22 protein-coding genes and 2 tRNA genes are annotated in these 19,680 nt (G+C 65.1%); 8 read left to right on the top strand and 16 right to left on the bottom strand.

What is annotated here, in order from left to right; genetic code table 11:
• Positions 1–27 precede the first annotated feature (27 nt).
• The 12 genes from A5892_RS09435 to A5892_RS09380 all read right to left on the bottom strand — a co-directional run bounded on the left by A5892_RS09435 (position 28) and on the right by A5892_RS09380 (position 8,464).
• Complete coding sequence (locus A5892_RS09435; RefSeq protein ID WP_064122583.1) at positions 28–312, bottom strand: H-NS family histone-like protein; 285 nt, start codon at positions 310–312, stop codon at positions 28–30.
• Positions 313–469: 157 nt separating this feature from the next.
• Positions 470–1,483 carry a GTP 3',8-cyclase MoaA gene (moaA, locus tag A5892_RS09430; RefSeq protein WP_064122582.1) on the bottom strand — a complete coding sequence of 338 codons (1,014 nt, stop codon included), beginning with the start codon at positions 1,481–1,483 and terminating at the stop codon, positions 470–472.
• Complete coding sequence (gene moaE, locus A5892_RS09425; RefSeq protein ID WP_064122581.1) at positions 1,480–1,938, bottom strand: molybdopterin synthase catalytic subunit MoaE; 459 nt, start codon at positions 1,936–1,938, stop codon at positions 1,480–1,482. The genes moaA and moaE overlap by 4 nt, the downstream gene beginning before the upstream one ends.
• Positions 1,935–2,756 (bottom strand): cyclic pyranopterin monophosphate synthase MoaC, encoded by an 822-nt coding sequence (gene moaC / locus A5892_RS09420; protein WP_064122580.1) that lies wholly within the window; start codon positions 2,754–2,756, stop codon positions 1,935–1,937. The genes moaE and moaC overlap by 4 nt, the downstream gene beginning before the upstream one ends.
• Positions 2,753–3,982 (bottom strand): molybdopterin molybdotransferase MoeA, encoded by a 1,230-nt coding sequence (locus tag A5892_RS09415; RefSeq protein ID WP_064122579.1) that lies wholly within the window; start codon positions 3,980–3,982, stop codon positions 2,753–2,755. The genes moaC and A5892_RS09415 overlap by 4 nt, the downstream gene beginning before the upstream one ends.
• Positions 3,979–4,560 (bottom strand): molybdopterin-guanine dinucleotide biosynthesis protein B, encoded by a 582-nt coding sequence (gene mobB, locus A5892_RS09410; protein ID WP_064122578.1) that lies wholly within the window; start codon positions 4,558–4,560, stop codon positions 3,979–3,981. Before mobB ends, A5892_RS09415 begins: the two co-directional genes overlap by 4 nt.
• 17 nt (positions 4,561–4,577) lie before the next feature.
• Positions 4,578–5,207, bottom strand: a complete 630-nt coding sequence (mobA, locus tag A5892_RS09405; protein ID WP_064122577.1) for a molybdenum cofactor guanylyltransferase MobA — start codon at positions 5,205–5,207, stop codon at positions 4,578–4,580.
• The gene (gene upp, locus A5892_RS09400) at positions 5,176–5,805 is read right to left on the bottom strand and encodes a uracil phosphoribosyltransferase (RefSeq protein ID WP_064122576.1); all 630 of its coding nucleotides are present in this window, start codon (positions 5,803–5,805) and stop codon (positions 5,176–5,178) included. Before upp ends, mobA begins: the two co-directional genes overlap by 32 nt.
• A gap of 39 nt (positions 5,806–5,844) precedes the next feature.
• A complete protein-coding gene (gene ung / locus A5892_RS09395) occupies positions 5,845–6,534 on the bottom strand; it encodes a uracil-DNA glycosylase (RefSeq protein ID WP_064122575.1) in 690 nt (229 codons plus the stop codon).
• A gap of 68 nt (positions 6,535–6,602) precedes the next feature.
• Complete coding sequence (gene gpt, locus A5892_RS09390) at positions 6,603–7,097, bottom strand: xanthine phosphoribosyltransferase (RefSeq protein WP_064122574.1); 495 nt, start codon at positions 7,095–7,097, stop codon at positions 6,603–6,605.
• Between the two features lie 6 nt (positions 7,098–7,103).
• The gene (locus A5892_RS09385; protein ID WP_027350777.1) at positions 7,104–7,649 is read right to left on the bottom strand and encodes an adenine phosphoribosyltransferase; all 546 of its coding nucleotides are present in this window, start codon (positions 7,647–7,649) and stop codon (positions 7,104–7,106) included.
• Positions 7,650–7,804: 155 nt separating this feature from the next.
• Positions 7,805–8,464: a riboflavin synthase gene (locus tag A5892_RS09380; protein ID WP_064122573.1), complete on the bottom strand. Its 660-nt coding sequence runs from the start codon at positions 8,462–8,464 to the stop codon at positions 7,805–7,807.
• A gap of 350 nt (positions 8,465–8,814) precedes the next feature.
• On the opposite strand from A5892_RS09380, the gene A5892_RS09375 reads away from it, so the two are divergent.
• The 7 genes from A5892_RS09375 to A5892_RS09345 all read left to right on the top strand — a co-directional run bounded on the left by A5892_RS09375 (position 8,815) and on the right by A5892_RS09345 (position 15,672).
• On the top strand, positions 8,815–9,858 hold the full coding sequence (locus tag A5892_RS09375) for a methionine ABC transporter ATP-binding protein (protein WP_064122572.1): 1,044 nt from the start codon (positions 8,815–8,817) through the stop codon (positions 9,856–9,858).
• Positions 9,851–10,504, top strand: coding sequence for a methionine ABC transporter permease (locus tag A5892_RS09370; RefSeq protein ID WP_064122571.1), 654 nt, complete (start codon positions 9,851–9,853; stop codon positions 10,502–10,504). Before A5892_RS09375 ends, A5892_RS09370 begins: the two co-directional genes overlap by 8 nt.
• A 139-nt stretch (positions 10,505–10,643) precedes the next feature.
• Entirely contained in the window at positions 10,644–11,468 is an 825-nt protein-coding gene (locus A5892_RS09365) for a MetQ/NlpA family ABC transporter substrate-binding protein (RefSeq protein WP_064122570.1), read from the top strand.
• A 54-nt stretch (positions 11,469–11,522) separates the two neighbouring features.
• Entirely contained in the window at positions 11,523–11,975 is a 453-nt protein-coding gene (locus A5892_RS09360) for a GAF domain-containing protein (RefSeq protein ID WP_064122569.1), read from the top strand.
• A gap of 142 nt (positions 11,976–12,117) precedes the next feature.
• Positions 12,118–12,762 (top strand): hypothetical protein, encoded by a 645-nt coding sequence (locus A5892_RS09355; protein ID WP_064122568.1) that lies wholly within the window; start codon positions 12,118–12,120, stop codon positions 12,760–12,762.
• A 19-nt stretch (positions 12,763–12,781) separates the two neighbouring features.
• Positions 12,782–14,434 carry an FAD-binding protein gene (locus A5892_RS09350; protein ID WP_064122567.1) on the top strand — a complete coding sequence of 551 codons (1,653 nt, stop codon included), beginning with the start codon at positions 12,782–12,784 and terminating at the stop codon, positions 14,432–14,434.
• Positions 14,431–15,672 carry a complex I 51 kDa subunit family protein gene (locus tag A5892_RS09345; protein WP_064122566.1) on the top strand — a complete coding sequence of 414 codons (1,242 nt, stop codon included), beginning with the start codon at positions 14,431–14,433 and terminating at the stop codon, positions 15,670–15,672. Before A5892_RS09350 ends, A5892_RS09345 begins: the two co-directional genes overlap by 4 nt.
• A gap of 134 nt (positions 15,673–15,806) precedes the next feature.
• On the opposite strand, the gene A5892_RS09340 is transcribed toward A5892_RS09345, so the two are convergent.
• The 4 genes from A5892_RS09340 to glpK all read right to left on the bottom strand — a co-directional run bounded on the left by A5892_RS09340 (position 15,807) and on the right by glpK (position 18,381).
• Positions 15,807–15,883 (bottom strand) — tRNA-Val (locus A5892_RS09340).
• A gap of 55 nt (positions 15,884–15,938) precedes the next feature.
• Positions 15,939–16,015 (bottom strand) — tRNA-Val (locus A5892_RS09335).
• Between the two features lie 133 nt (positions 16,016–16,148).
• Positions 16,149–16,871 (bottom strand): MIP/aquaporin family protein, encoded by a 723-nt coding sequence (locus A5892_RS09330; protein WP_064122565.1) that lies wholly within the window; start codon positions 16,869–16,871, stop codon positions 16,149–16,151.
• A gap of 28 nt (positions 16,872–16,899) precedes the next feature.
• Complete coding sequence (gene glpK, locus A5892_RS09325) at positions 16,900–18,381, bottom strand: glycerol kinase GlpK (RefSeq protein ID WP_064122564.1); 1,482 nt, start codon at positions 18,379–18,381, stop codon at positions 16,900–16,902.
• A gap of 400 nt (positions 18,382–18,781) precedes the next feature.
• Between glpK and A5892_RS09320 the strand changes: the two genes are divergently transcribed.
• A complete protein-coding gene (locus A5892_RS09320) occupies positions 18,782–19,573 on the top strand; it encodes a DeoR/GlpR family transcriptional regulator (RefSeq protein ID WP_064122563.1) in 792 nt (263 codons plus the stop codon).
• Positions 19,574–19,680: the final 107 nt, after the last annotated feature.

Below are 19,680 nucleotides of genomic sequence, written 5' to 3'. Positions count from 1 at the left end.
GCGCATCACGACTGGATGCGCAGATGATCACTTCGCGGCATTTTTCGGCGGACGACCCCGACGTTTCGGGCGCTCGGCGACTAAATCGTCGACGGAGAGACCAGCACTGCTCATGGCATCGCGAATCTCGGCGAGCTTCTCTTCCTTGAGCTTCTCTTCCTGCTGACGCTGCGTTTCCTCGTCACGCTTCTGAGTGATCACGTCATTGATGATCTCAGACAGTTTGACCAGCTGCTCCATGCTCAACTGCCGCGCAGCGGCACGAGCTACGTTCTTGTTGCGAGCAATACGGGCAAGATCGTCACTGGACATGTCTTCTCCTCGAAGATGGAATGTTCGCCAGCATTATAAGATGAGATGGTTTTAACTGCATATCCATCTCATCGCAATGGGCTATTTTTCTTTCTCACATTCACTGCCCGATTCGATCATGGGATGCCGATTTAAGATCAAACAATCCGGCGCTCTCCTAACCCCCGGTCATGTTCATGAAGCGTACGATCTGTACATCGCCGTCGGTGGTGAAATGATGCTGGTAGGGTTTGAGCCTCATCGACGCGATGATCTCACGCTCAAGGCGCGCCATATCGCCCGGATAGCGGCGCAGGATCGCACGTAGATCGAGCGAGTGCTCATTACCCAGGCACAGCAGCAGTCGCCCTTCGGCAGTCACGCGGACGCGATTGCAGCTGGCGCAGAAATTGTGGCTGTGCGGAGAAATGAAGCCGATGCGACTCTTCGCATCGCTCATTCTGAAATAGCGCGATGGTCCCAGCGTCGACTCGGTCGAAGGCGTCAATACATGGCGCTGCTCGATGATTCTCTGCACTTCGTCGCTGGAGCAATAGGTTTCATCTCTACCATGGTCGGAGACGTTCCCCAGCGGCATTTCTTCGATGAAACTAATGTCCAGCTCACGCTCCCGCGCGAACTCGACCAGCCGCAGCACTTCGTCTTCGTTGCGCCCACGCATGATCACCGCGTTGAGCTTGATCCTGTCGAATCCCGCCGCCTGGGCAGCGTCGATACCGGCGATCACCTTGCTCAATTCACCGGTGCGGGTCAGACGGCGAAAACGCTGTGCATCGAGGGAGTCGAGACTCACGTTGAGCCGGTCGACCCCACCCTCGCGCAAGGCCCGTGCGTGACGCACCAACTGCGAACCATTGGTGGTCATGGCGAGCTCCTTGAGCCCGCGAGACTTTAGCTCGCCAAGCATCGGGATCAAGGTGCCGATGCCCTGGCGCACCAATGGCTCGCCGCCGGTGATCCGCAGTTTTTCCACCCCGAGCGAGACGAAAGCGCTGGCGACGTTCGCCATTTCCTCGATCGTCAGCACCTGCTGTCGAGGCAGGAAAGTCATCTTCTCGCTCATGCAATAGACACAGCGAAAGTCACAACGATCGGTGACGGAAATACGCAGGTAGCGCACCCTCCGCCCGAAATCGTCGATCAATCCCCTGTTGTCGCTAGACTGGCTCATGGTCCCTCCCATCGCTCGCTGGCCCAGCGGTCGCTCATTCGCTCGCCGACCCAGCGATCACCTTCGTCACTATGCTCTTTCTTCCAGAAAGGTGCCTGGGTCTTGAGCCGATCGATGATGAATTCGCACGCCTCGAAGGCCGCCTTGCGATGCGCGCAGGCGACAGCGACCAGGACGATTTCATCGCCAGGTGAGAGCCGCCCGACGCGGTGGATGATCGCCACGCCGCCGAGCCGCCAGCGGGTCGACGCCTCATCGGCCAGGGCATCGAGCACCGCTTCGGTCATTCCCGGATAGTGCTCGAGCGTCAGCGCCCTGACTCCCGGTCGATCGCTGAAATCACGCACTCGACCGACGAATGAGACCATCGCGCCCAATTCAGAACGCCCAGCGGTGAGCCACGACTCGACCGCGCCGAGATCGAAACCCTCGGTCTGAATCGCGATGCGTTTCATCCTCCGGTCACCGGAGGAAAGAAGGCGACTTCGTCGCCGGGCGAGAGCGAGGCGTCGAACTTGCTCATCCGTCGATTGAGCGCGCAGAGCACCCGCGGTTCATCGAGCGCGGCAAAGCGCGAGTCTCGCGCGATCAGCGCCTGCTTGAGCGCGATGATAGTAGGGGTGTCCATGTCTGTCATCGGAACACTCAAGCTATCGCACTGCAAACGTTCACGCAGTTCGGCGAAAAAACGCACCTGCACGCAAGCGCCCTGCGGCGCGACGTAATCGCCTCCCGTGTCGCCCGGGTCCGCCCCGGCATTTTCCCCCTCCGCCCCCGAGGGCGCGTCGGGCGCCGGCACACGCTGCCAGTCCCCCGACTTCCCGCCGGTCTTTCGCTCGAGCTGGAGCGCCTCGACCACCATCGCCTTGTCCACGGCCTTGCACATGTCGTAGAGCGTCAGGCAGGCGACCGAGGCCGCGGTCAGCGCCTCCATCTCGACACCGGTGCGCCCCTCGACACGGCAGCGCGCCTCGACCAGTACGCCCGGCAGCGCAGGGTCGATGTCGAAATCGATCCGCACCGAGGAGAGCGGCAGCGCATGGCACAGCGGGATCAGCTCAGCGGTGCGCTTGGCCGCCTGGATGCCGGCGATACGCGCAGTGGCCAGGACATCGCCTTTGGGTAGTCCCCCTTCGACCAGACGCACCAGCGTCTCGGCCGCCATCCTCACCCTGGCGCTGGCCCGCGCTTCGCGGTGGCTGACAGGCTTGTCGCCGACATCGACCATGTGGGCCTCGCCCCGGGCATTCAAGTGGGTGAACGTGCGGCTCATGGTGTCTCTCCGAAAGGTTGAATGCTCACCACCTCCCCTGGTTCTGCCCGCTCGCGCTCCTCATCGAGCTCGATCAAGCAGTTGGCCCCAGCGAGCGTGCCGAGCATATGCGAATTCTGTCTTGCCAACGGACGCACCCGGCACCGCGCCGTCGCATCGACGTAGCAGACCCCGAGCAGCAGGTCGCAGCGTCCTCGGCGCCCCTCGACCGCAGAGTCGAGGCAGGCATGCACGCGGCGCGGCGTGGCCTCGCCCCCCTCCAGCAGCGACAGCGCCGGCAGCACCAGCTGCAGCGCACCGACCAGCGCGGCCAGAGGATTGCCCGGCAGAGCGAGCAGTGCCACGCCTCGCCAGCGGCCGAACGCCATCGCCTGGCCCGGTTTCATCGCCACACGCCAGAAGTCCAGGCCGGCGGATGCCGCCAGCGCATCGCGCAGGTGATCCTTGGGTCCCAGTGAAACGCCGCCGGTGGTGACGATCAAATCGACCCGCTCGGCGACGCTATCGAAGGCACGCGCGAGCGCGCCAGGATCGTCGGCGAGGATGCCGCCGTCGACCAGCTCGACACCGCGGCGACGCAGCAGTGCGGCGAGCAGCGGCCGATTGGCATCGAAACCGCTCGCCGGGTCGAGCGCCCGCCCGGGCGCTCGCAGCTCGTCGCCGCTCGAGAACAGCGCGACGCGTATCCGATCGCGCACCTGCACTTCGTCGTGACCAAGGGCTGCGAGCAGTCCGAGGTGGCGAAAATCGAGTCGAGTGCCGGCATCCAGCACCTGGTCACCGCGGGCCACCGCTTCGCCTCGCCGGCGGATGTGCTCGCCCCGCCGCACCGCTGGATCACGCTCTATCTCGAGCCATTGTCCTTCGAGCGTGCACCGCTCGAGTACCACCACGGTGTCGCAGCCATCCGGCAACAGCGCGCCGGTTGCGATACGTACCGCCTCACCAGCCGCGACCCGGCCGCGGAACGGGTGTCCCGCCAAGCTCTCCCCCACCAGCCGCAGCCGTGGGCTGCCAGCGAGCGAGGAGATCGCCAGGGCAAAACCGTCCATCGCCGAACTATCCATGCCGGGCAGATCAAGCCCGGCGATCACCGGCTGATCGAGCAGTCGGCCACGGGCCTGATCGAGCGCCACGGTGGCCAGCCGACGCCGGCTGGAAAACTCGCCCAGCGCCGCGGTGATCCTTGCCCGGGCCTCGGCGAGCGAAAGTCGCTGGACGCTCATCGCTGGTGCTCGACGGTCTGCCGCGGCGCATTGTGCGACGGCCAGCCACGGCGCCAGCCGAGCAGCCAGTCGACCAGCGCCCTGGGTTGGTCCAGCTGGAGGTTCTCCACTCCTGCCGGCAGCCCAAGCGGCGCAGGCGTGGCCACCGCGATGACCCAAGGGTCGCTGGTCGCGATCAACGGTTTGCCGAGCGCCGGTCGATGGACCTCGAGCTTGGCCAGAGGGGCGTGCTTGAAGCCTTCGACCAGGACCAGCGTCGGCGCCAGATCCGAGACCCGCTCGACCAGCTCGACCAGATCGGGTTCTTCACGCCCCGGCGTCTCGACCATCATTGCGTAGCGGCGCCCCGATGCGACCAGCATCGGTACCGCTCCCGCGCTGCGCAACCGGTGGCTGTCCTTCCCGGGCTGGTCGATGTCGAACTGATGGTGGGCATGCTTGATCACCGCGCAACGCTCGCCCGCCTCGCGCAGCAACGGCAGCAGCCGCTCGAGCAGCGTGGTCTTGCCCGAGCCGCTCCAGCCGACGATACCGATCAGCGGGATGGCGCTCTGCACGGGCGCGATGCGATCGTTCATCTAACGTACTCCATTGGTCAGCCGCGCAGCATGGATTCAAGCTCGGCGAGCTGAGCCGGGGTATTGAGGTTGGCGAACGCGATCGGATCGGGAAACTGCGCGATCCGGGTCTCACAGCCGGCATAGAAATCGAGCGGACGACGCACGCCTTCACGCAGCGCGGTGCGAAGACGAGGTGCTAATTCATGCCGCAGCAGTGCGACGGTGGGATGGCAATGCTTGCGATCGCAAGCGTAGACCACCTCGGTGCTCTCCTGCGCGACGGCAAGCAGCCGCGAGCAGAGATCCAGCGGCAGCAGCGGCGCATCGCAGGGCGCGACCAAAAGCCACTCGGTCCCGGGCCGCATCCGCGCCAGCGCGGCGTCGATGCCAGCCAGGGGACCGGCACCCGCGCACTCGCCTCGATCCTCGAACACCGCACCGGCGGCCTGCGCCCGATAGGCCGAGAGGGAACGATTGGCGCTGATCGACACGCTGGTGACCTGGGGCGCAAGCCGCTCGATCACATGCTCGACCAACGCGCGTCCGGCGAACTCGACCAGCCCCTTATCGACTCCCCCCATGCGCCGGCCCTCGCCACCGGCGAGGACCACTGCCTCGACCCGGGACGCAGACTCAGCGGGTACCGAAGATCTTGTCGCCGGCATCACCCAGTCCCGGCACGATGTAGCCATGCTCGTCGAGCCCCTGGTCCACCGAGGCGGTGTAGATCTCGATCTCCGGGTGGGCTTTCAGCACCCGTTCGATCCCTTCCGGCGCCGCGACCAGCACGATCACCTTGATCTCGCGGCACTGGCGCGCCTTGAGCATTTCGATGGTGGCGATCATCGAGCCGCCGGTAGCCAGCATCGGGTCGATCACCAGCGCGAGGCGCTCATCGAGATCGGAGACGAACTTCTCGAAATAGGGCACCGGCTCCAGGGTCTGCTCGTCGCGATAGAGCCCGACCACACTGATCCGCGCGCTGGGAATGAGGTTGGTGACCCCATCCATCATCCCGATCCCGGCGCGCAGGATCGGCACGATGGTGACTTTCTTGCCCTTGATCTTCTCGACCTCGATCCGCTCGCCGGTCCAACCCTCGATCGTCCGGGGCTCGAGCTCGAGGTGCTGAGTCGCCTCATAAGTGAGCAGCTCGGCGACTTCGCTGGCGAGCTCGCGGAACTGCTTGGTGCTGACGCCTTTGGCGCGCATCAGGCCGAGCTTGTGCTGGACCAGCGGGTGATTGATGGCGTGAACGCTCATATCGATAACCTTAGTTCATTGTAGATGTGGCGATGCGACTCACTCGACTCGCTCGGGCAGCCGCCAGTCCACGGGAGTGATGCCATGATCGCGGAGGAAGGCGTTGGCGCGCGAGAAGTGATGGTTGCCGAAGAAGCCGCGATGCGCGGAGAGCGGTGAGGGATGCGGCGAATGCAGCACCAGATGGCGTTCACGGTCGACGAACGCCGCCTTCTTCTGCGCATAGCTGCCCCAGAGCAGGAACACCACATGGGGGCATTCACGATTGATCAGCTCGATCGCACGGTCGGTGAACTGCTCCCAGCCCTGATCGCGATGCGACCCGGCGGCACCCTGCTCCACCGTCAACACGCTGTTGAGCAGCATCACGCCTTGGCGCGCCCAGCTCTCGAGAAAGCCGTGGTTGACCGGGGTGAAATCGACCTCGTCGGCGGCGAGCTCGCGGTAGATGTTGACCAGCGAGGGCGGGATCGCCACCTGCGGGCGCACCGAGAAGCATAGCCCGTGCGCCTGACCGGGACCGTGGTAAGGGTCCTGGCCGAGGATCACCACCTTGACCTGGGACAGAGGGGTCAGCTCGAAGGCGCGGAACCAATCCTTCGAATGGGGGTAGATGATTCGGCGCCGCTCCTTGCGCTCCTGCAGGAAACGCCTGAGCGAGCGCATGTAGGGCGCCTCGAACTCAGCGCCGAGAGTCGCGTTCCAATCGTCGGGGAGCACAGCGGGCATCGGCGATATCCTTGACTTCGGTGGGAAAGCCCAAGCGCGCCGCGCGGTTGGGCATTGCACTGGAAGATTCAGTCCTGGCCGCGACGACGGCGGTCGGCCAGCGGCTCGACATAGGCGAAGCCGGTATCCCAGGGAAACTGGATCCAGGTGTCCTGAGCCACCTCGGAATGATACTGATCGACCAGCTCGCGCCCCTCGGGCTTGGCGTAGATGGTGAGGAAATGCGCCTTGGGCAGCATCTCGCGCACCGCCCGCGCGGTCTTGCCGGTATCGACCAGGTCATCGACCAGCAACCAGCCATCGCCGTCATGGTCGATGCCCTTGAGCACGTCGATGCCCTCGCCCTGCTCCATCTTGTCGTAGCTCTTCACGCAGACGGTGTCGACCAGGCGAATATCGAGCTCGCGCGCGATCAGCCCCGCCGGGATCAGCCCACCGCGGGCCACCGCGACGATGCCCTCGAAGCGGCGATTGAGCAGGCTGTCGCAAAGCTCGCGCACGTCGCGGTGCAGGCGATCCCAGGAGACGGTGAAGTAGTGCTGGTAGCGGTCGCTGTTGCTCATCTCGACTCACTCCGATTCGGTGAAACTGCACACGGCGAACACGCTGTGGCCCGCCTCGCGGATGCGCTTGGACCCACCGAGCTCGGGCAGATCGATGATTCCCGCGGTCTCGACCACCAGCCCACCGCTGCGCTCGATCAGCTTGGCGGCGGCGAGCATGGTACCGCCGGTGGCGATCAGGTCATCGACGATCAGAATGCGGTCCTTCGGACGGAAAGCGTCGGAGTGCAGTTCGACGGTCGACTCGCCGTACTCCAGTTTATAGGTCTCGCTGATCGTCTTGAACGGCAGCTTGCCCTTCTTGCGCACCGGTACGAAGCTGCAGCCGAGCTCATAGGCGAGCGGCGCGCCGATGATGAAGCCGCGCGCGTCGATCGCCGCGATGGCGTCGATCTCGAGCTCCTGATAGCGGTGCACGAAGCTGTCGATCAGCTTGCGAAAGGCGGCGCTGTTCTGCAGCAGCGGAGTGATATCGCGGAAATTGACGCCAGGCTCCGGCCAGTTGCGCACCGTGCGAATCACCGACTTGATGTAGTCGCCATAGACGCTCATCGAGTTCTCCAACGGGGTCTCTCCTTCACGCGCGAGGCCTCGCGCGACTCGATCCATGCTTGGGATGACTGCCCAGGCCCGCCCCACGAGCGGGCGAGATCGCCGCATCGAAAGGGCCAGGCGCAGGACGGATGAACACTCAGAGGTGGCCTAGTCTAATCCAAATCCCGCCCGGGCTTAACCGCCGGTGACGATGCGACGGTTTCGCCCGCGCGCGCGGCAAGCACGCGCTCCACGGTAGTGACGATGGCCTGGGTCTGCGGATCGATCTCGATGTTGACCCGCGCGCCGGTCGAGCGCTCGCCGAGCGTAGTGCGTGCCAGCGTCTCTGGGATCAGGTCGACGCAGAAGCGCTCTCCCTCCACTGCCGCGACGGTCAGGCTGGCGCCATCGACGCCGATGTAGCCCTTGTCGAACACGAAGCGCAGGAATTCGCCCGGCAGCCGGAACCACAGCCTGCGATTGTTCGGTGCCTCGATGATCTCCTCGAGCGTCGCCTGGCAGATGATGTGCCCGGACATCGCGTGGCCGCCGATCTCGTCGCCGAAGCGCGCAGCGCGCTCGATGTTGACCCGGTCACCGACCTCGAGGCCTGAAAGATTGGTCACCCTCAGCGTTTCTGCCATCAAGTCGAAGCCCGCCCGCGTACCGTCGATCTCGGTGACGGTCAGGCAGCAGCCGTTGTGGGCCACGGAAGCCCCGGTTTCGAGCCCGCGCTCGAGCCCCTGCGGCAGTGCGACGGTGAGATGGTGGAGGCCCGCGCGGCGCTCGATCGCGACGACCTCGGCGACTCCCTGGATGATTCCGGTGAACATGACCGACTCCTGTTGATGGCTGGATAGCGCATGGGCCGACTAGCGCGAAGGCAGCCATTCTGTCACGGCCACCGCTCGACTGCCGAGCGGGCCGCGCGATTGACGTCGATCGCCCCGGTGCCTAGAATTCCGCCCCATTCGACAGGCGCTGATTTGATCCCTGCTTGCGGGCGCCAGAGCAAATACTGCTAAACGGGGTGTCGTGTCCGATCGCTTCGACGCCGCCTTGGTCTTCCAGCGGATGGTCGTCCCGCCCCGCTCCCCGCCCGCAGTTTCGATTCTCACCGCCCCCATTCTTCGACGCCTGGCGCTTTTGCGTCGCGAAGCCGTCGCCTCGACCCGACAGGCCAATGATTACCCTAGAAAACATCGTCAAGACCTATGGCAGCGGCGAACGAGCGGTCACCGCCCTCGATGGCATCGATCTGCACGTCGCCGCCGGCACCATCAGCGGCGTCATCGGCCTCTCAGGGGCCGGCAAGAGCACCCTGATCCGCTGCGTCAACCTGCTCGAACGCCCGACCTCGGGCCGGGTGGAAGTCGACGGCGTCGAGCTGACCCGGCTCGATACCGCGGGTCTGCGCGCGGCCCGCCACCAGATCGGCATGATCTTCCAGCACTTCAATCTGCTCGATTCGCGCACCGTCTACGCCAACGTGGCACTGCCGCTCGAACTGATGAAGATGAGCAAGGCGGAAATCCGTGAACGGGTGCTGCCACTGCTCGAGCTGACCGGCCTTGCGAGCATGGCCGAGCGTCACCCAGCGCAGCTCTCCGGCGGCCAGAAACAGCGCGTGGCGATCGCCCGCGCGCTGGCCAGCCGCCCCAAGGTGCTGCTCTGCGACGAAGCGACCTCGGCGCTCGACCCCCACACCACTACCTCCATCCTTGCCCTGCTCAGGGAGATCAACCAAAAGCTGGGGCTGACCATCCTGCTGATCACCCACGAGATGGAGGTGGTCAAGACGATATGCGACCAAGTATCGCTGATCGAAGGCGGCAAGCTGGTCGAGACCGCCGAGGTGGGACGCTTCTTCACCGCACCGGCAAGCCAGGCGGCGCGCGCCTTCATCAACGACTACCTTGAGCTCGAGATACCGCCCGAGCTGCTCGAGCGCATGGGCGAACGCGGCGACGGCCGAGCCCATCCGGTGGTGCGTCTCACCTTCGGCACCGAATCCGTCGACCGTCCACTGATCTCGCACCTTTCGCGTCGTTTCGATATCGACATCAGCATTCTCCAGGCCCGGGTCGAAGCGATCCAGTCGCACACCCTGGGGCTTATGATCGCCGAGCTGATCGGCGATCCCGAGACCACCGCGGAGGTGATCGCGTACATGCAATCCATCGATCTGGACGTGGAGGTGATCGGACATGTTCCTGGGAATGAGTGAAGCGATGCTCGAGCGCCTCTGGCAGGCGACCCTCGACACCCTGGTGATGGTCGCGGTGAGCGGCGTCATCTCGATCTTGCTCGGACTGCTGCTCGGGGTGGCACTCTACGTCACACGCCCCGACCGGTTCCTAGCCCGCCCGCTTCTGCACGGGCTGCTCGGCATCATCGTCAACATCGGCCGCTCGATCCCATTCATCATCCTGATGGTCGCGATAGTGCCCTTCACTCGCCTGCTGGTCGGCAGCTCGATCGGGATCAACGCGGCCATCGTGCCGCTCACCGTGGCGGCGATCCCGTTCGTCGCCCGGCTGGTCGAAGGATCGCTCAACGAAGTGTCGCCCGGGCTGATCGAAGCCGCCCAATCGATGGGCGCCACCGCGCCGCAGATCATACTCAAGGTGCTGCTGCCGGAGGCGCGCGGCGGGCTGATCACCGCAGCGACCATCACGCTGATCACCCTGATCGGCTATTCGGCGATGGCCGGCGCGGTGGGTGCGGGCGGCCTTGGCGCGATAGGCATCAACTACGGCTACAACCGCTACGACAGCGCGGTGATGATCAGCACCGTCACCATCATGGTGGTGCTGGTGCAGCTGATCCAGATGATCGGCGACTACCTGGTTCGCAAGGCGCAGCACAAATGAGCCGCGACGCAACCCCATAACCATAATCGGCACCGGCCCCAGGCCGGTCGCATCCCACTTGCGCCCGGGCCTCGAGCCTCGGGGCGCCGATGACGACACGGGCCACGCGCCCCGACTGGAACCAAGAAGGATGTCCACCATGTTCGACCGACTCAAAGGTCTTTCTCCACACCTCGCCCTCGGTGCCGGGGCGCTTGCGCTCTCCTCGCTGCTCGCCGGCTGCGGCGGCGGTGCAAGCGATGACGACAGCGTGCGCGTCGGGGTGATCGCAGGCCCCGAAAGCGAGCTGATGGAAGTCGCCCAGCGCATCGCCAAGGAGCGCTTCGACCTCGACGTCCAGATCGTCGAGTTCACCGACTACGTCTCGCCCAACGCCGCGCTGGCCGACGGCAGCATCGACGCCAACGCCTACCAGCACGCGCCCTACCTCCAGGCGATGAACCAGGATCGTGGTTACGACCTGGTGTCGGCCGGCAACACCTTCCTCTATCCGATCGGCGCCTACTCCAGACGCCATGATTCGATCGAGGCGCTGCCCGAAGGCGCCACCATCGCGCTGCCCAACGACCCGTCGAACCAGGCCCGCGCGCTGCTGATGCTCGATCACGCCGGGCTGATCTCGCTGGTCGATGACCAGAATCCTGAATCGACGCTCGACGACATCAGCGACAATCCCCACGGCCTGCAGTTCCGCGAAGTCGATGCCGCCCAGCTGCCGCGTTCGCTCGATGACGTCGACCTGGCGTTCATCAACAACACCTTCGCCCAGCCCGCAGGGCTCACTCCCGAGGATGCACTGCTGCGTGAAGGCACCGACTCGCCCTACGTCAATCTGATCGTGGTGCGCAACGGCGACCAGGAGCTGCCCAAGATTCGCCACCTGGTCGAAGCGTTCCAGACCGAAGAAGTGGCCAGCCGCGCTGAGGCGCTGTTCCAGGGCGGTGCCATTCCTGGCTGGCAGTAACCCTCTCCAGGCGCCGGCGGTGGCCGGCGCCTTCCTCTTCCCCAGGAGCCCGCGATGGACTATTCCCTGCTTGGCCGCCAGCTCGAGGCACTGCTCGACAGCCGCGACTGGCTGACCAATTCGGCCCAGACCGCCGCTTTCATCCAGCATTCGCTCGATCAGCTCAATTGGGTCGGCTTCTACCTGCAGAGCTCGCCCGGCTGGCTCACCCTCGGTCCGTTCCAGGGCAAGCCCGCGTGCAATCCGATCGCCTTCGAGCACGGCGTATGCGGCGCCGCGGCCCGCTCGCGTCTGACCCAGCGGGTGGACGACGTGCATGCCTTTCCAGGCCATATCGCCTGCGACGCCGCCTCTCGCTCGGAGCTGGTGGTACCGATCGTGGTCGACGACAGGCTCTGGGGCGTACTGGATATCGACAGCCCCATCGAGGCGCGCTTCAGCGCCGAGGATCAGGCCGGGATCGAGCGGCTGTGCGAGATATTCAAGGCGGCCAGCGACTTCGACTGAGCCGATCGGGCCCGGCGCTTAAGCGAGACAAATAACCACACTATCTACCAGGACAAAAACGTCTAACATGGACGTCGTGACCAGGCCGCCGGGCCATGCCGCTTGAAAGCGAGCGGGCAGGCAACCGACAGGAGCCGCCGCCATGCAGACATCCCAGGTTCGCATCACCGTCAACGGCTGCGTGATCGACACCGAGCCCACCCGCTCGATCCTCGAGGCGATGATCGATGCCGGAGAGACATTGATCGACGGGGTCGGCTGCATGGGGCAAGGCGTCTGCGGCTCATGCCGGGTGCTCGTCCGCCGCCAGGGCGAGTCCGAGGTGCTCTCCGCACTGGCCTGCGAGACTCGTGCATGCGAGGGACTGCAGGTCGCCTTCCTCGACCATCTGCCGATGCACCGTCACCATGTCTACGCCATGGATGACTGGAACGGCGACAGCTGGCGGATCCTCGAACGAATCAATGCCACCTTCCCCGAGGCCCAGCACTGCCGCCACTGCGGCGGATGCGATAGCGCCTGCCCCAAGCATCTGGAAGTGCACAAAGGCGTCATGCTCGCCGCGGCCGGTGATCTTTCCGCCGCCGATTGCTTCGACGAGTGCATCATGTGCGATCTCTGCACCATCGCCTGCCCCGAACTGATCTCGCCCAACCACCTCGGCCTCTACGTTCGCCGCCTCAGCACCGCGATCGGCTTCCGGCCGGCCGATTTGGTCCTGCGTCTGCACCAGATCGAACGAGGCGAGATGGTCATCGACCAGGACGTGGCGTCGACCCAACCCTAGGCACAGGGAGGAGCCGCGGATGACCGGCATCGACCATCGTCTCGCGCTCGAGCGGCTGCTCGCCAGCGACCATGCAGCACCAAATCCGATCGATGACGTCGAGGCGCTATTGAAGGCCCATCACCCGGACTATCGCGAGGGCTCTCTCGTCAGCCTGGCGGTAGGCGCCAACCGCGGCAGCGAATGCCCCACCGCCCTGGCGGCCAGGTTGCAGAGCAATGCCCGGATCGAGGATGCCGACCTCGCCGGCGCCCCGGTGGTCGACACCGAGGTGCTGATCATCGGCGGCGGCGGTGCCGGCTGCGCCGCCGCGCTCACTGCCGCCGAGGCCGGAGGGCGGGTGATTCTCGCCACCAAGCTGCGTATCGGCGACAGCAATACAGTGATGGCCGAGGGCGGTATCCAAGCGGCGGTCGGCGAGGACGATTCGATCCAGCGCCATTTCGAGGATACCCTGCGCGCAGGCCACGGCTGCGCCGATCGCCGCCTGGTGGCATGCCTGGCATCCTCGGCGCCGGACAGCATCCGCTGGCTGATCGACCGCGGCATGCGCTTCGATCTTGCCGAGGGCGGCGCGATCGGCGGCAAGCTGCTGCGCAAGAAGCCCGGCGGAGCGACACGAGCGCGAATCCTCTCGTTCAAGGACTACACCGGACTCGAGATGATGCGGGTGCTGCGGGAAGCCGTCGAGCTCGATGAGCGGATCAGGCTGTGGAATCGCTGCCCGCTGGTCGAACTGCTCTCCGATGAGGCGGGCCACTGCGTCGGCGCCGTGCTCTACGACCTCGCTCTCCACAGCTTCGTGCTGGTTCGTGCCAGTCGCGTGATTCTCGCCACCGGCGGCGTCGGGCGACTGCATCTCAACGACTTTCCCACCTCCAATCATTACGGCGCCACCGCCGATGGACTGGTGCTGGCCTATCGTATCGGTGCTGCGCTGCGCGAACTCGATTCGTTCCAGTACCACCCCACTGGCGTCGCCTGGCCGTCTTTTCGCCTCGGCGGGTTGATCTCCGAAGCCGCGCGCTCCGCCGGCGCCCATTTGCTCAACGGTCTCGGAGAGCGCTTCGTCGACGAGCTCGCTGCGCGCGACGTGGTCTCGGCGGCGATTCTTCGCGAGTGTGCCGAGGGGCGCGGCATCGAGCGCGAAGGCATGGTCGGGGTGTTTCTCGATATTCCCGAGCTAGAACGGCGCCAGCCCGGCACTCTCGCGCAGCGGCTGGTCAGCCTCGGCCACCTCGCCAGGCAATGTGGCATCGATCCCAGCCGCGAGCCGATGATGGTACGCCCCACTTTGCACTACCAGAACGGCGGCGTGGTGATCGACGAGAACGGCACGACCTCTGTGCCGGGGCTCTACTGCACCGGCGAACTCAGCGGCGGCATCCACGGCCGCAATCGGATGATGGGAAACGCACTGCAGGAAATCATCACCTTCGGTCGCCGCGCGGGCCTGCACGCCGCGCGAAGCGCGAGCAGGCATCCCGCCCCCAAGGTCGGGCTGTTCCACCTCCATGGCTGGCGGCGCCAACTGGTGGCGGCGGGAATGCCGCTCGATCGCTTCGGCCCCGACCTGTTCCCCAGCTACGCCAACTTCGATTTCGGCCATGAACTGGCACTGCGTGGTGGTAAGCGAACGATGTATGCGCCGCGCGCAAGGGGGGTCGAATGACTCATCGACCGGTACTGCTTGCCCCTACCGCCGCGGTCGGCGCCGATCTCGACGCGTGGCTGCAAAACGGCGGAGCGGAAGGCTTGCGGCACGCCCTGGCAGCGCCCGAACGGATCATTCCCGCGCTCGCCCGCGCGGGGCTTCGCGGCATGGGAGGCGCGGGCTTTCCGACCCATCGCAAGTGGTCGTCCGTCGCCGGCCAGAGCGCAGGTGACAAATACGTGCTGTGCAATGGCAACGAGGATGAACCCGGCACCTTCAAGGATCGTCACCTGCTCAGCGCCTCTCCCCATCAGGTCATCGAGGGTGCGCTGATCGCCGCGGTCGCGGTCGATGCCAACCATGTCCTTCTCTACGTCAACCCGCACCAGCATGAGGCATTGAAGTCGACGCGAGCGGCCATCGAGCAGTGGCGCGCAAGCGGATTGCTCGCACCGATCGAACGACGGCTAGGCCTGCGATTGGCGCTGGACGTAGTCGAGAGTTCGGGACGCTACATCGGCGGGGAGGAGACCGCGGTCATCGCCACGATCGAGGGCGGCTTCCCTTTTCCGCGCCGCAAACCACCCTACCCCGCGGAGTCCGGCGTGCACGGCCGGCCAACGCTGATCAACAATGTCGAGACCCTGGCCAACGTCACCCATATCCTGCGCCACGGCGCCGACTGGTATCGTGCCCTCGGAATCGGCGAGGCCTGCGGTACCAAGCTCTACTCACTATCGGGCGACGTGCTCGAGCCGGGCCTGTTCGAACTGCCGATGGGCACTTCGCTGCGCGAGCTGGTCTTCACCCACGGCGGTGGCATGCTGGGGCCGCTGGCATTCAAGGCGGTGTTCACCGGCGGTCCCTCCAATACGCTGCTGACCGCCGACGATCTGGATGTGGCGCTGGACTTCGACTCGGTCGCGCAGCGCGGCTCGAGGCTCGGCACCGGCGCGATGATCGTGATCTCCGCCGGGACCAGCATCGTGCGCAAGGTCGCCGAGTACGTCGATTTCTTCGCCGCGGGCTCCTGCGGCCAATGCACGCCCTGCAAGACCGGCACCTACCAGCTCTCCCGCCTGCTGCGCCGGATCGATACCGGCGTCGGAGTGCAGGCCGACCTGCGCGCGCTGGAGAGCCTTTGCGCCCTGCTCCCCGGCAGCGGTCGGTGCGGGCTGGTCGACGGTGCGGTGACCGTGGTGCGCAGCTCGATGCAGCAGTTTCGTGAGGAGTACGAGCGCCAGCTGATCGACTGAGCGAAGAGAAGAGGCGCGCGGTCACCCCCGATCGGTTGCCCCAGGCGAAAGCGACGCTTTACGGCAAAATGAAGAGATCAAAACGCGAAGACCCTCGCGATCCATGATGGAAAGCGAGGGTCTTCACTGAGAGCTGGTAGGACCAAGCGGATTCGAACCGCTGACCTCCACGATGTCAACGTGGCGCTCTAACCAACTGAGCTATGGTCCTAAGGACGTTCGCATCAAAAGGGTCGCCCTGGGCAGGCGCAGGTGTGAAAGGCAAATGGTAGGACCAAGCGGATTCGAACCGCTGACCTCCACGATGTCAACGTGGCGCTCTAACCAACTGAGCTATGGTCCTGTCTCGGCACTTCCCACACTCATTCCGATGCGGGGGAGAATGCATGCGCTGACCGCACCCCCTCCGAACGCTGCGCCATTCTACTCATTTCTCTTTCGAATGCAACGGCTTGTGCACCCTTTTTGCGCCATCCTCAGCCGTTCAGCAGGCCGATCCAGATCAGCGCACCGAGCACCGCACCCACCAGCGGGCCGAACACCGGCACCCAGGCATAGGACCATGCCGAATCACCCTTGCCCGCGATCGGCAGCAGCGCATGGGCGAGACGTGGACCGAAGTCGCGGGCCGGATTGATCGCGTACCCGGTCGGCCCGCCGAGCGAAAGCCCGATCGCCCACACCAGGCCGCCGACCAGAAACGGCCCCAGCCCGGCGGGCATCTGCCCAGCGGCGACGATGCCGCCAATGCCGATCACCAGCGCCACCGTACCGATCGTCTCGCTGAGCAGATTGCCGACCCGATGCTCGATCGCAGGATCGGTGCAGAATACTCCACGCTTCAACGCCGCCTCCGGCGTCGCCTGCCAGTGCGGCAGGTAGGTCAGCCACACCAGCACCGCGCCCACGAAGCAGCCTGCGATCTGCGCCGCGATGTAGCCGAGCACCACGATCGCGTCCTGGTGAATGCCGAGCACCCATTTCGCGACCGTCACCGCCGGATTGATATCCGCCTCGGGCGAGCCCGCCGCGTTGGCCACCAGCACAGCCACCATCACCGCCAGCCCCCAGCCGGTGGCGATCACGATCCACCCGCTGCCGTGGCCTTTGCTGCCTCGCAGCAGCACGTTGGCGACCACACCGTCGCCGAACAGGATCAGTGCGACGCAGCCGGCGAACTCCCCGATGTACGGCGTCATGTCGCGGGCCTCCGCCCGACGTGCCCGCTCATGACATCACCCTGCGCACGGCGTCGCGCCAGCCGGCATAGAGCTGCTCGCGATGCGCTGCGTCCATGTTCGGGGTGAAGCAGCGCTCGCGCCGCCAGAGCGCGGAGATCTCATCCAGCGAGGAGAACCAGCCGAGCTCCAGCGCGGCCAGGTAGGCGGCACCCAATGCGGTGGTCTCGAGCACCTCGGGGCGGTCGACGCGCAGATCGAGGATGTCGGCGAGAAACTGCATCACCCAATCGTTGCAGACCATGCCGCCGTCGACCCTCAGCGCCTGGGCCCGGGACGCGGCGTCATCGTCCATGCAGGCCTGCAGATCGCGGGTCTGGTAGCACACCGACTGCAGGCCGGCCGCGACGATCTCGCTGATCCCGGTACTGCGGGTCAGGCCGAAGATCGCGCCGCGGGCAAGCGGGTCCCAGTAGGGCGCGCCCAGGCCGGTGAAGGCCGGCACCAGGTAGACCCCATGCTCGGCATCGCTCGCCCGCGCCAGCCGCTCGGTCTCGGAGGCATCGCTGAACAGCTTGAGCCCGTCGCGCATCCACTGCACCGCGGCGCCGGCGACGAAGATACTGCCCTCCATCGCATAGGTCGGTACGCCGTTCAGCCGATAGCCGACCGTGGTCAGCAGGCGGTTGGCGGAGCGCTCGGCGCGCTCTCCGGTGTTCATGATCATGAAGCAGCCGGTACCGTAGGTACTCTTGACCATCCCCGGCGAGAAGCAGGCCTGGCCGACCAGGGCCGCCTGCTGGTCGCCAGCGACGCCAGCGATCTTCACCGAGGCGCCGAACAGCTGCGGGTCGAGCCAGCCGAATTCGCCGCTCGAGTCGAGCACTTCGGGAAGCATCACCCGCGGCACGTCGAACAGTTCGAGCAGGTCGTCATCCCAGCACTGGCGGTGAATGTCGAACAGGCAGGTGCGCGAGGCGTTGGTCGCATCGGTGACGTGGCGCTTGCCGCCGGTGAGCTTCCAGATCAGGTAGCTGTCGATGGTGCCGAACAGCAGCTCGCCGCGCTTGGCACGCTCCCGCGCGCCCTCGACGTGGTCGAGAAGCCACTGCAGCTTGGTGGCGGAAAAGTAGGGATCGATCAAAAGCCCGGTGCGGCTCCTGATCAGCTCTTCATGCCCTGCCTCGTACAGTGCCTTGCATGCCGCGCTGGTGCGGCGATCCTGCCACACGATTGCCCGGTGGATCGGTTCACCTGTGCGAGCGTCCCATACCATCGTGGTTTCGCGCTGGTTGGTGATGCCGATGCCGGCCAGCGAATGGATCGTCTTGCCCGCATTCCTGAGCGCCTGCGTAATGGTGCGCACGGTCGACTGCCAGATGTCCTGGGGATGGTGCTCTACCCAGCCGTTATGCGGAAAGTGCTGGGGCAGCTCCTCCTGGGCCATCGCCACCACTTTCGCCCGGCGGTCGAACAGCACCGCGCGAGTGCTGGTGGTCCCTTGGTCGATGGCGAGGATATGATCGGTCATGAGATCTCTCCTTGATGGAACGGAATCGTCCATTACGGTGGAATTGAGCGAACGACGCCGCCCCAAGGCCCCAATGGAAGGGGTGATCGGATTCAGGTCGACCTAGCGATCGTTCACGAACCCATATGTTCGATTTCGAAAACGAAGCTAACTCAACCAGCGCACCAAGCCCAGTTAAAAAAGGCTTCCATTTCCTATACTTTCGTCTACAAGCCGCGGGATACGTAGAGAAATCGCATACCCGACGAAGCCACAACGGTTCGCAACATGACATCCGATCGCCGCGCGTCCGAGCGTCGCACTGCGCGGCGCCCGGACGCCGATCATGTATGCTTGGAGACCACACCTCCATCTCCCGCATCGCGGACAGTGGCGAGAACCCCCTGGACAGGACGTCGGCATGCAAGACTCCGGCTCATCGCAGCAATTGCGCCACCTGCGCATTCTCGACATCATCGAGGAGCAAGGCTATGCCTCGATCGAGCAGCTGGCGCAGCACTTCAGCGTGACACCCCAGACCATCAGGCGCGATCTCAACCAGCTCGCGGACTTAGGCCGCGTACGCCGCGTGCACGGCGGCGCCGGGCGCTGTGAATCGAGTACCACCAACGCCCCCTACCACTCGCGCCAGGCGCACAACGCCGAGGCCAAACGGCGTATCGCCGAGCGGGTGGCCGCCGAGATCCCCAATCATTGCTCGCTGTTCATCAACATCGGCACCAGCACCGAGATGGTCGCCCAGGCGCTGCTTGAACACCGCGGCCTCGAAGTCATCACCAACAATCTCAACGTCGCCGCGATCCTCCAGCCCAAGGAGGATTTCAACGTGATCATCGCCGGCGGGACGGTGCGCAGCCACGATGGCGGCATCATCGGCGAGGCGACGATCGACTTCATCGATCAGTTCAAGGTCGACTTCGGCATCATCGGCATCAGCGGCATCGACGACGACGGCGCGCTGCTCGAGTTCGACTACCGCGAAGTCCGTGTCGCCCAAGCGATCATTCACAATTCGCGCAAGCGCTTCCTGGTCGCCGACGGCTCCAAGTTCAACCGCCGGGCGCTGGTCCGCCAGGGCAATCTCTCGCAGCTGGATGCCCTGTTCACCGACGTGACGCCCCCCGCACCGCTGCTCGCTTTGATGCGCGAGCACGGCGTGGCGCTGCACGTAGTCGAGGCGCAGGAGGAGTAGCAAAACGCTCGGCGAGAGTTGAAGCGCGTGACGAGTTGGTCTATGTTCGTTTCCGAACATATCTATTCTTTCGCGAACAACCGCGTCGTCCACCTCGTCCGGAGAGG

This window comes from Halotalea alkalilenta (assembly GCF_001648175.1).
GTDB classification, from domain to species: Bacteria; Pseudomonadota; Gammaproteobacteria; order Pseudomonadales; family Halomonadaceae; genus Halotalea; species Halotalea alkalilenta_A.
The sequence above is the reverse complement of the archived record's forward strand: the minus strand, read 5'-3'. Positions and strand labels throughout refer to the sequence as shown.

Excerpts from the sequence above, each read along its gene's own strand:
- A5892_RS09435 (WP_064122583.1), bottom strand. The coding sequence starts at position 312 with ATGTCCAGTGACGATCTTGCCCGTATTGCTCGCAACAAGAACGTAGCT.
- moaA (WP_064122582.1), bottom strand. The coding sequence starts at position 1,483 with ATGAGCCAGTCTAGCGACAACAGGGGATTGATCGACGATTTCGGGCGG.
- moaE (WP_064122581.1), bottom strand. The coding sequence starts at position 1,938 with ATGAAACGCATCGCGATTCAGACCGAGGGTTTCGATCTCGGCGCGGTC.
- moaC (WP_064122580.1), bottom strand. The coding sequence starts at position 2,756 with ATGAGCCGCACGTTCACCCACTTGAATGCCCGGGGCGAGGCCCACATG.
- A5892_RS09415 (WP_064122579.1), bottom strand. The coding sequence starts at position 3,982 with ATGAGCGTCCAGCGACTTTCGCTCGCCGAGGCCCGGGCAAGGATCACC.
- mobB (WP_064122578.1), bottom strand. The coding sequence starts at position 4,560 with ATGAACGATCGCATCGCGCCCGTGCAGAGCGCCATCCCGCTGATCGGT.
- mobA (WP_064122577.1), bottom strand. The coding sequence starts at position 5,207 with ATGCCGGCGACAAGATCTTCGGTACCCGCTGAGTCTGCGTCCCGGGTC.
- upp (WP_064122576.1), bottom strand. The coding sequence starts at position 5,805 with ATGAGCGTTCACGCCATCAATCACCCGCTGGTCCAGCACAAGCTCGGC.
- ung (WP_064122575.1), bottom strand. The coding sequence starts at position 6,534 with ATGCCCGCTGTGCTCCCCGACGATTGGAACGCGACTCTCGGCGCTGAG.
- gpt (WP_064122574.1), bottom strand. The coding sequence starts at position 7,097 with ATGAGCAACAGCGACCGCTACCAGCACTACTTCACCGTCTCCTGGGAT.
- A5892_RS09385 (WP_027350777.1), bottom strand. The coding sequence starts at position 7,649 with ATGAGCGTCTATGGCGACTACATCAAGTCGGTGATTCGCACGGTGCGC.
- A5892_RS09380 (WP_064122573.1), bottom strand. The coding sequence starts at position 8,464 with ATGTTCACCGGAATCATCCAGGGAGTCGCCGAGGTCGTCGCGATCGAG.
- A5892_RS09375 (WP_064122572.1), top strand. The coding sequence starts at position 8,815 with ATGATTACCCTAGAAAACATCGTCAAGACCTATGGCAGCGGCGAACGA.
- A5892_RS09370 (WP_064122571.1), top strand. The coding sequence starts at position 9,851 with ATGAGTGAAGCGATGCTCGAGCGCCTCTGGCAGGCGACCCTCGACACC.
- A5892_RS09365 (WP_064122570.1), top strand. The coding sequence starts at position 10,644 with ATGTTCGACCGACTCAAAGGTCTTTCTCCACACCTCGCCCTCGGTGCC.
- A5892_RS09360 (WP_064122569.1), top strand. The coding sequence starts at position 11,523 with ATGGACTATTCCCTGCTTGGCCGCCAGCTCGAGGCACTGCTCGACAGC.
- A5892_RS09355 (WP_064122568.1), top strand. The coding sequence starts at position 12,118 with ATGCAGACATCCCAGGTTCGCATCACCGTCAACGGCTGCGTGATCGAC.
- A5892_RS09350 (WP_064122567.1), top strand. The coding sequence starts at position 12,782 with ATGACCGGCATCGACCATCGTCTCGCGCTCGAGCGGCTGCTCGCCAGC.
- A5892_RS09345 (WP_064122566.1), top strand. The coding sequence starts at position 14,431 with ATGACTCATCGACCGGTACTGCTTGCCCCTACCGCCGCGGTCGGCGCC.
- A5892_RS09330 (WP_064122565.1), bottom strand. The coding sequence starts at position 16,871 with ATGACGCCGTACATCGGGGAGTTCGCCGGCTGCGTCGCACTGATCCTG.
- glpK (WP_064122564.1), bottom strand. The coding sequence starts at position 18,381 with ATGACCGATCATATCCTCGCCATCGACCAAGGGACCACCAGCACTCGC.
- A5892_RS09320 (WP_064122563.1), top strand. The coding sequence starts at position 18,782 with ATGCAAGACTCCGGCTCATCGCAGCAATTGCGCCACCTGCGCATTCTC.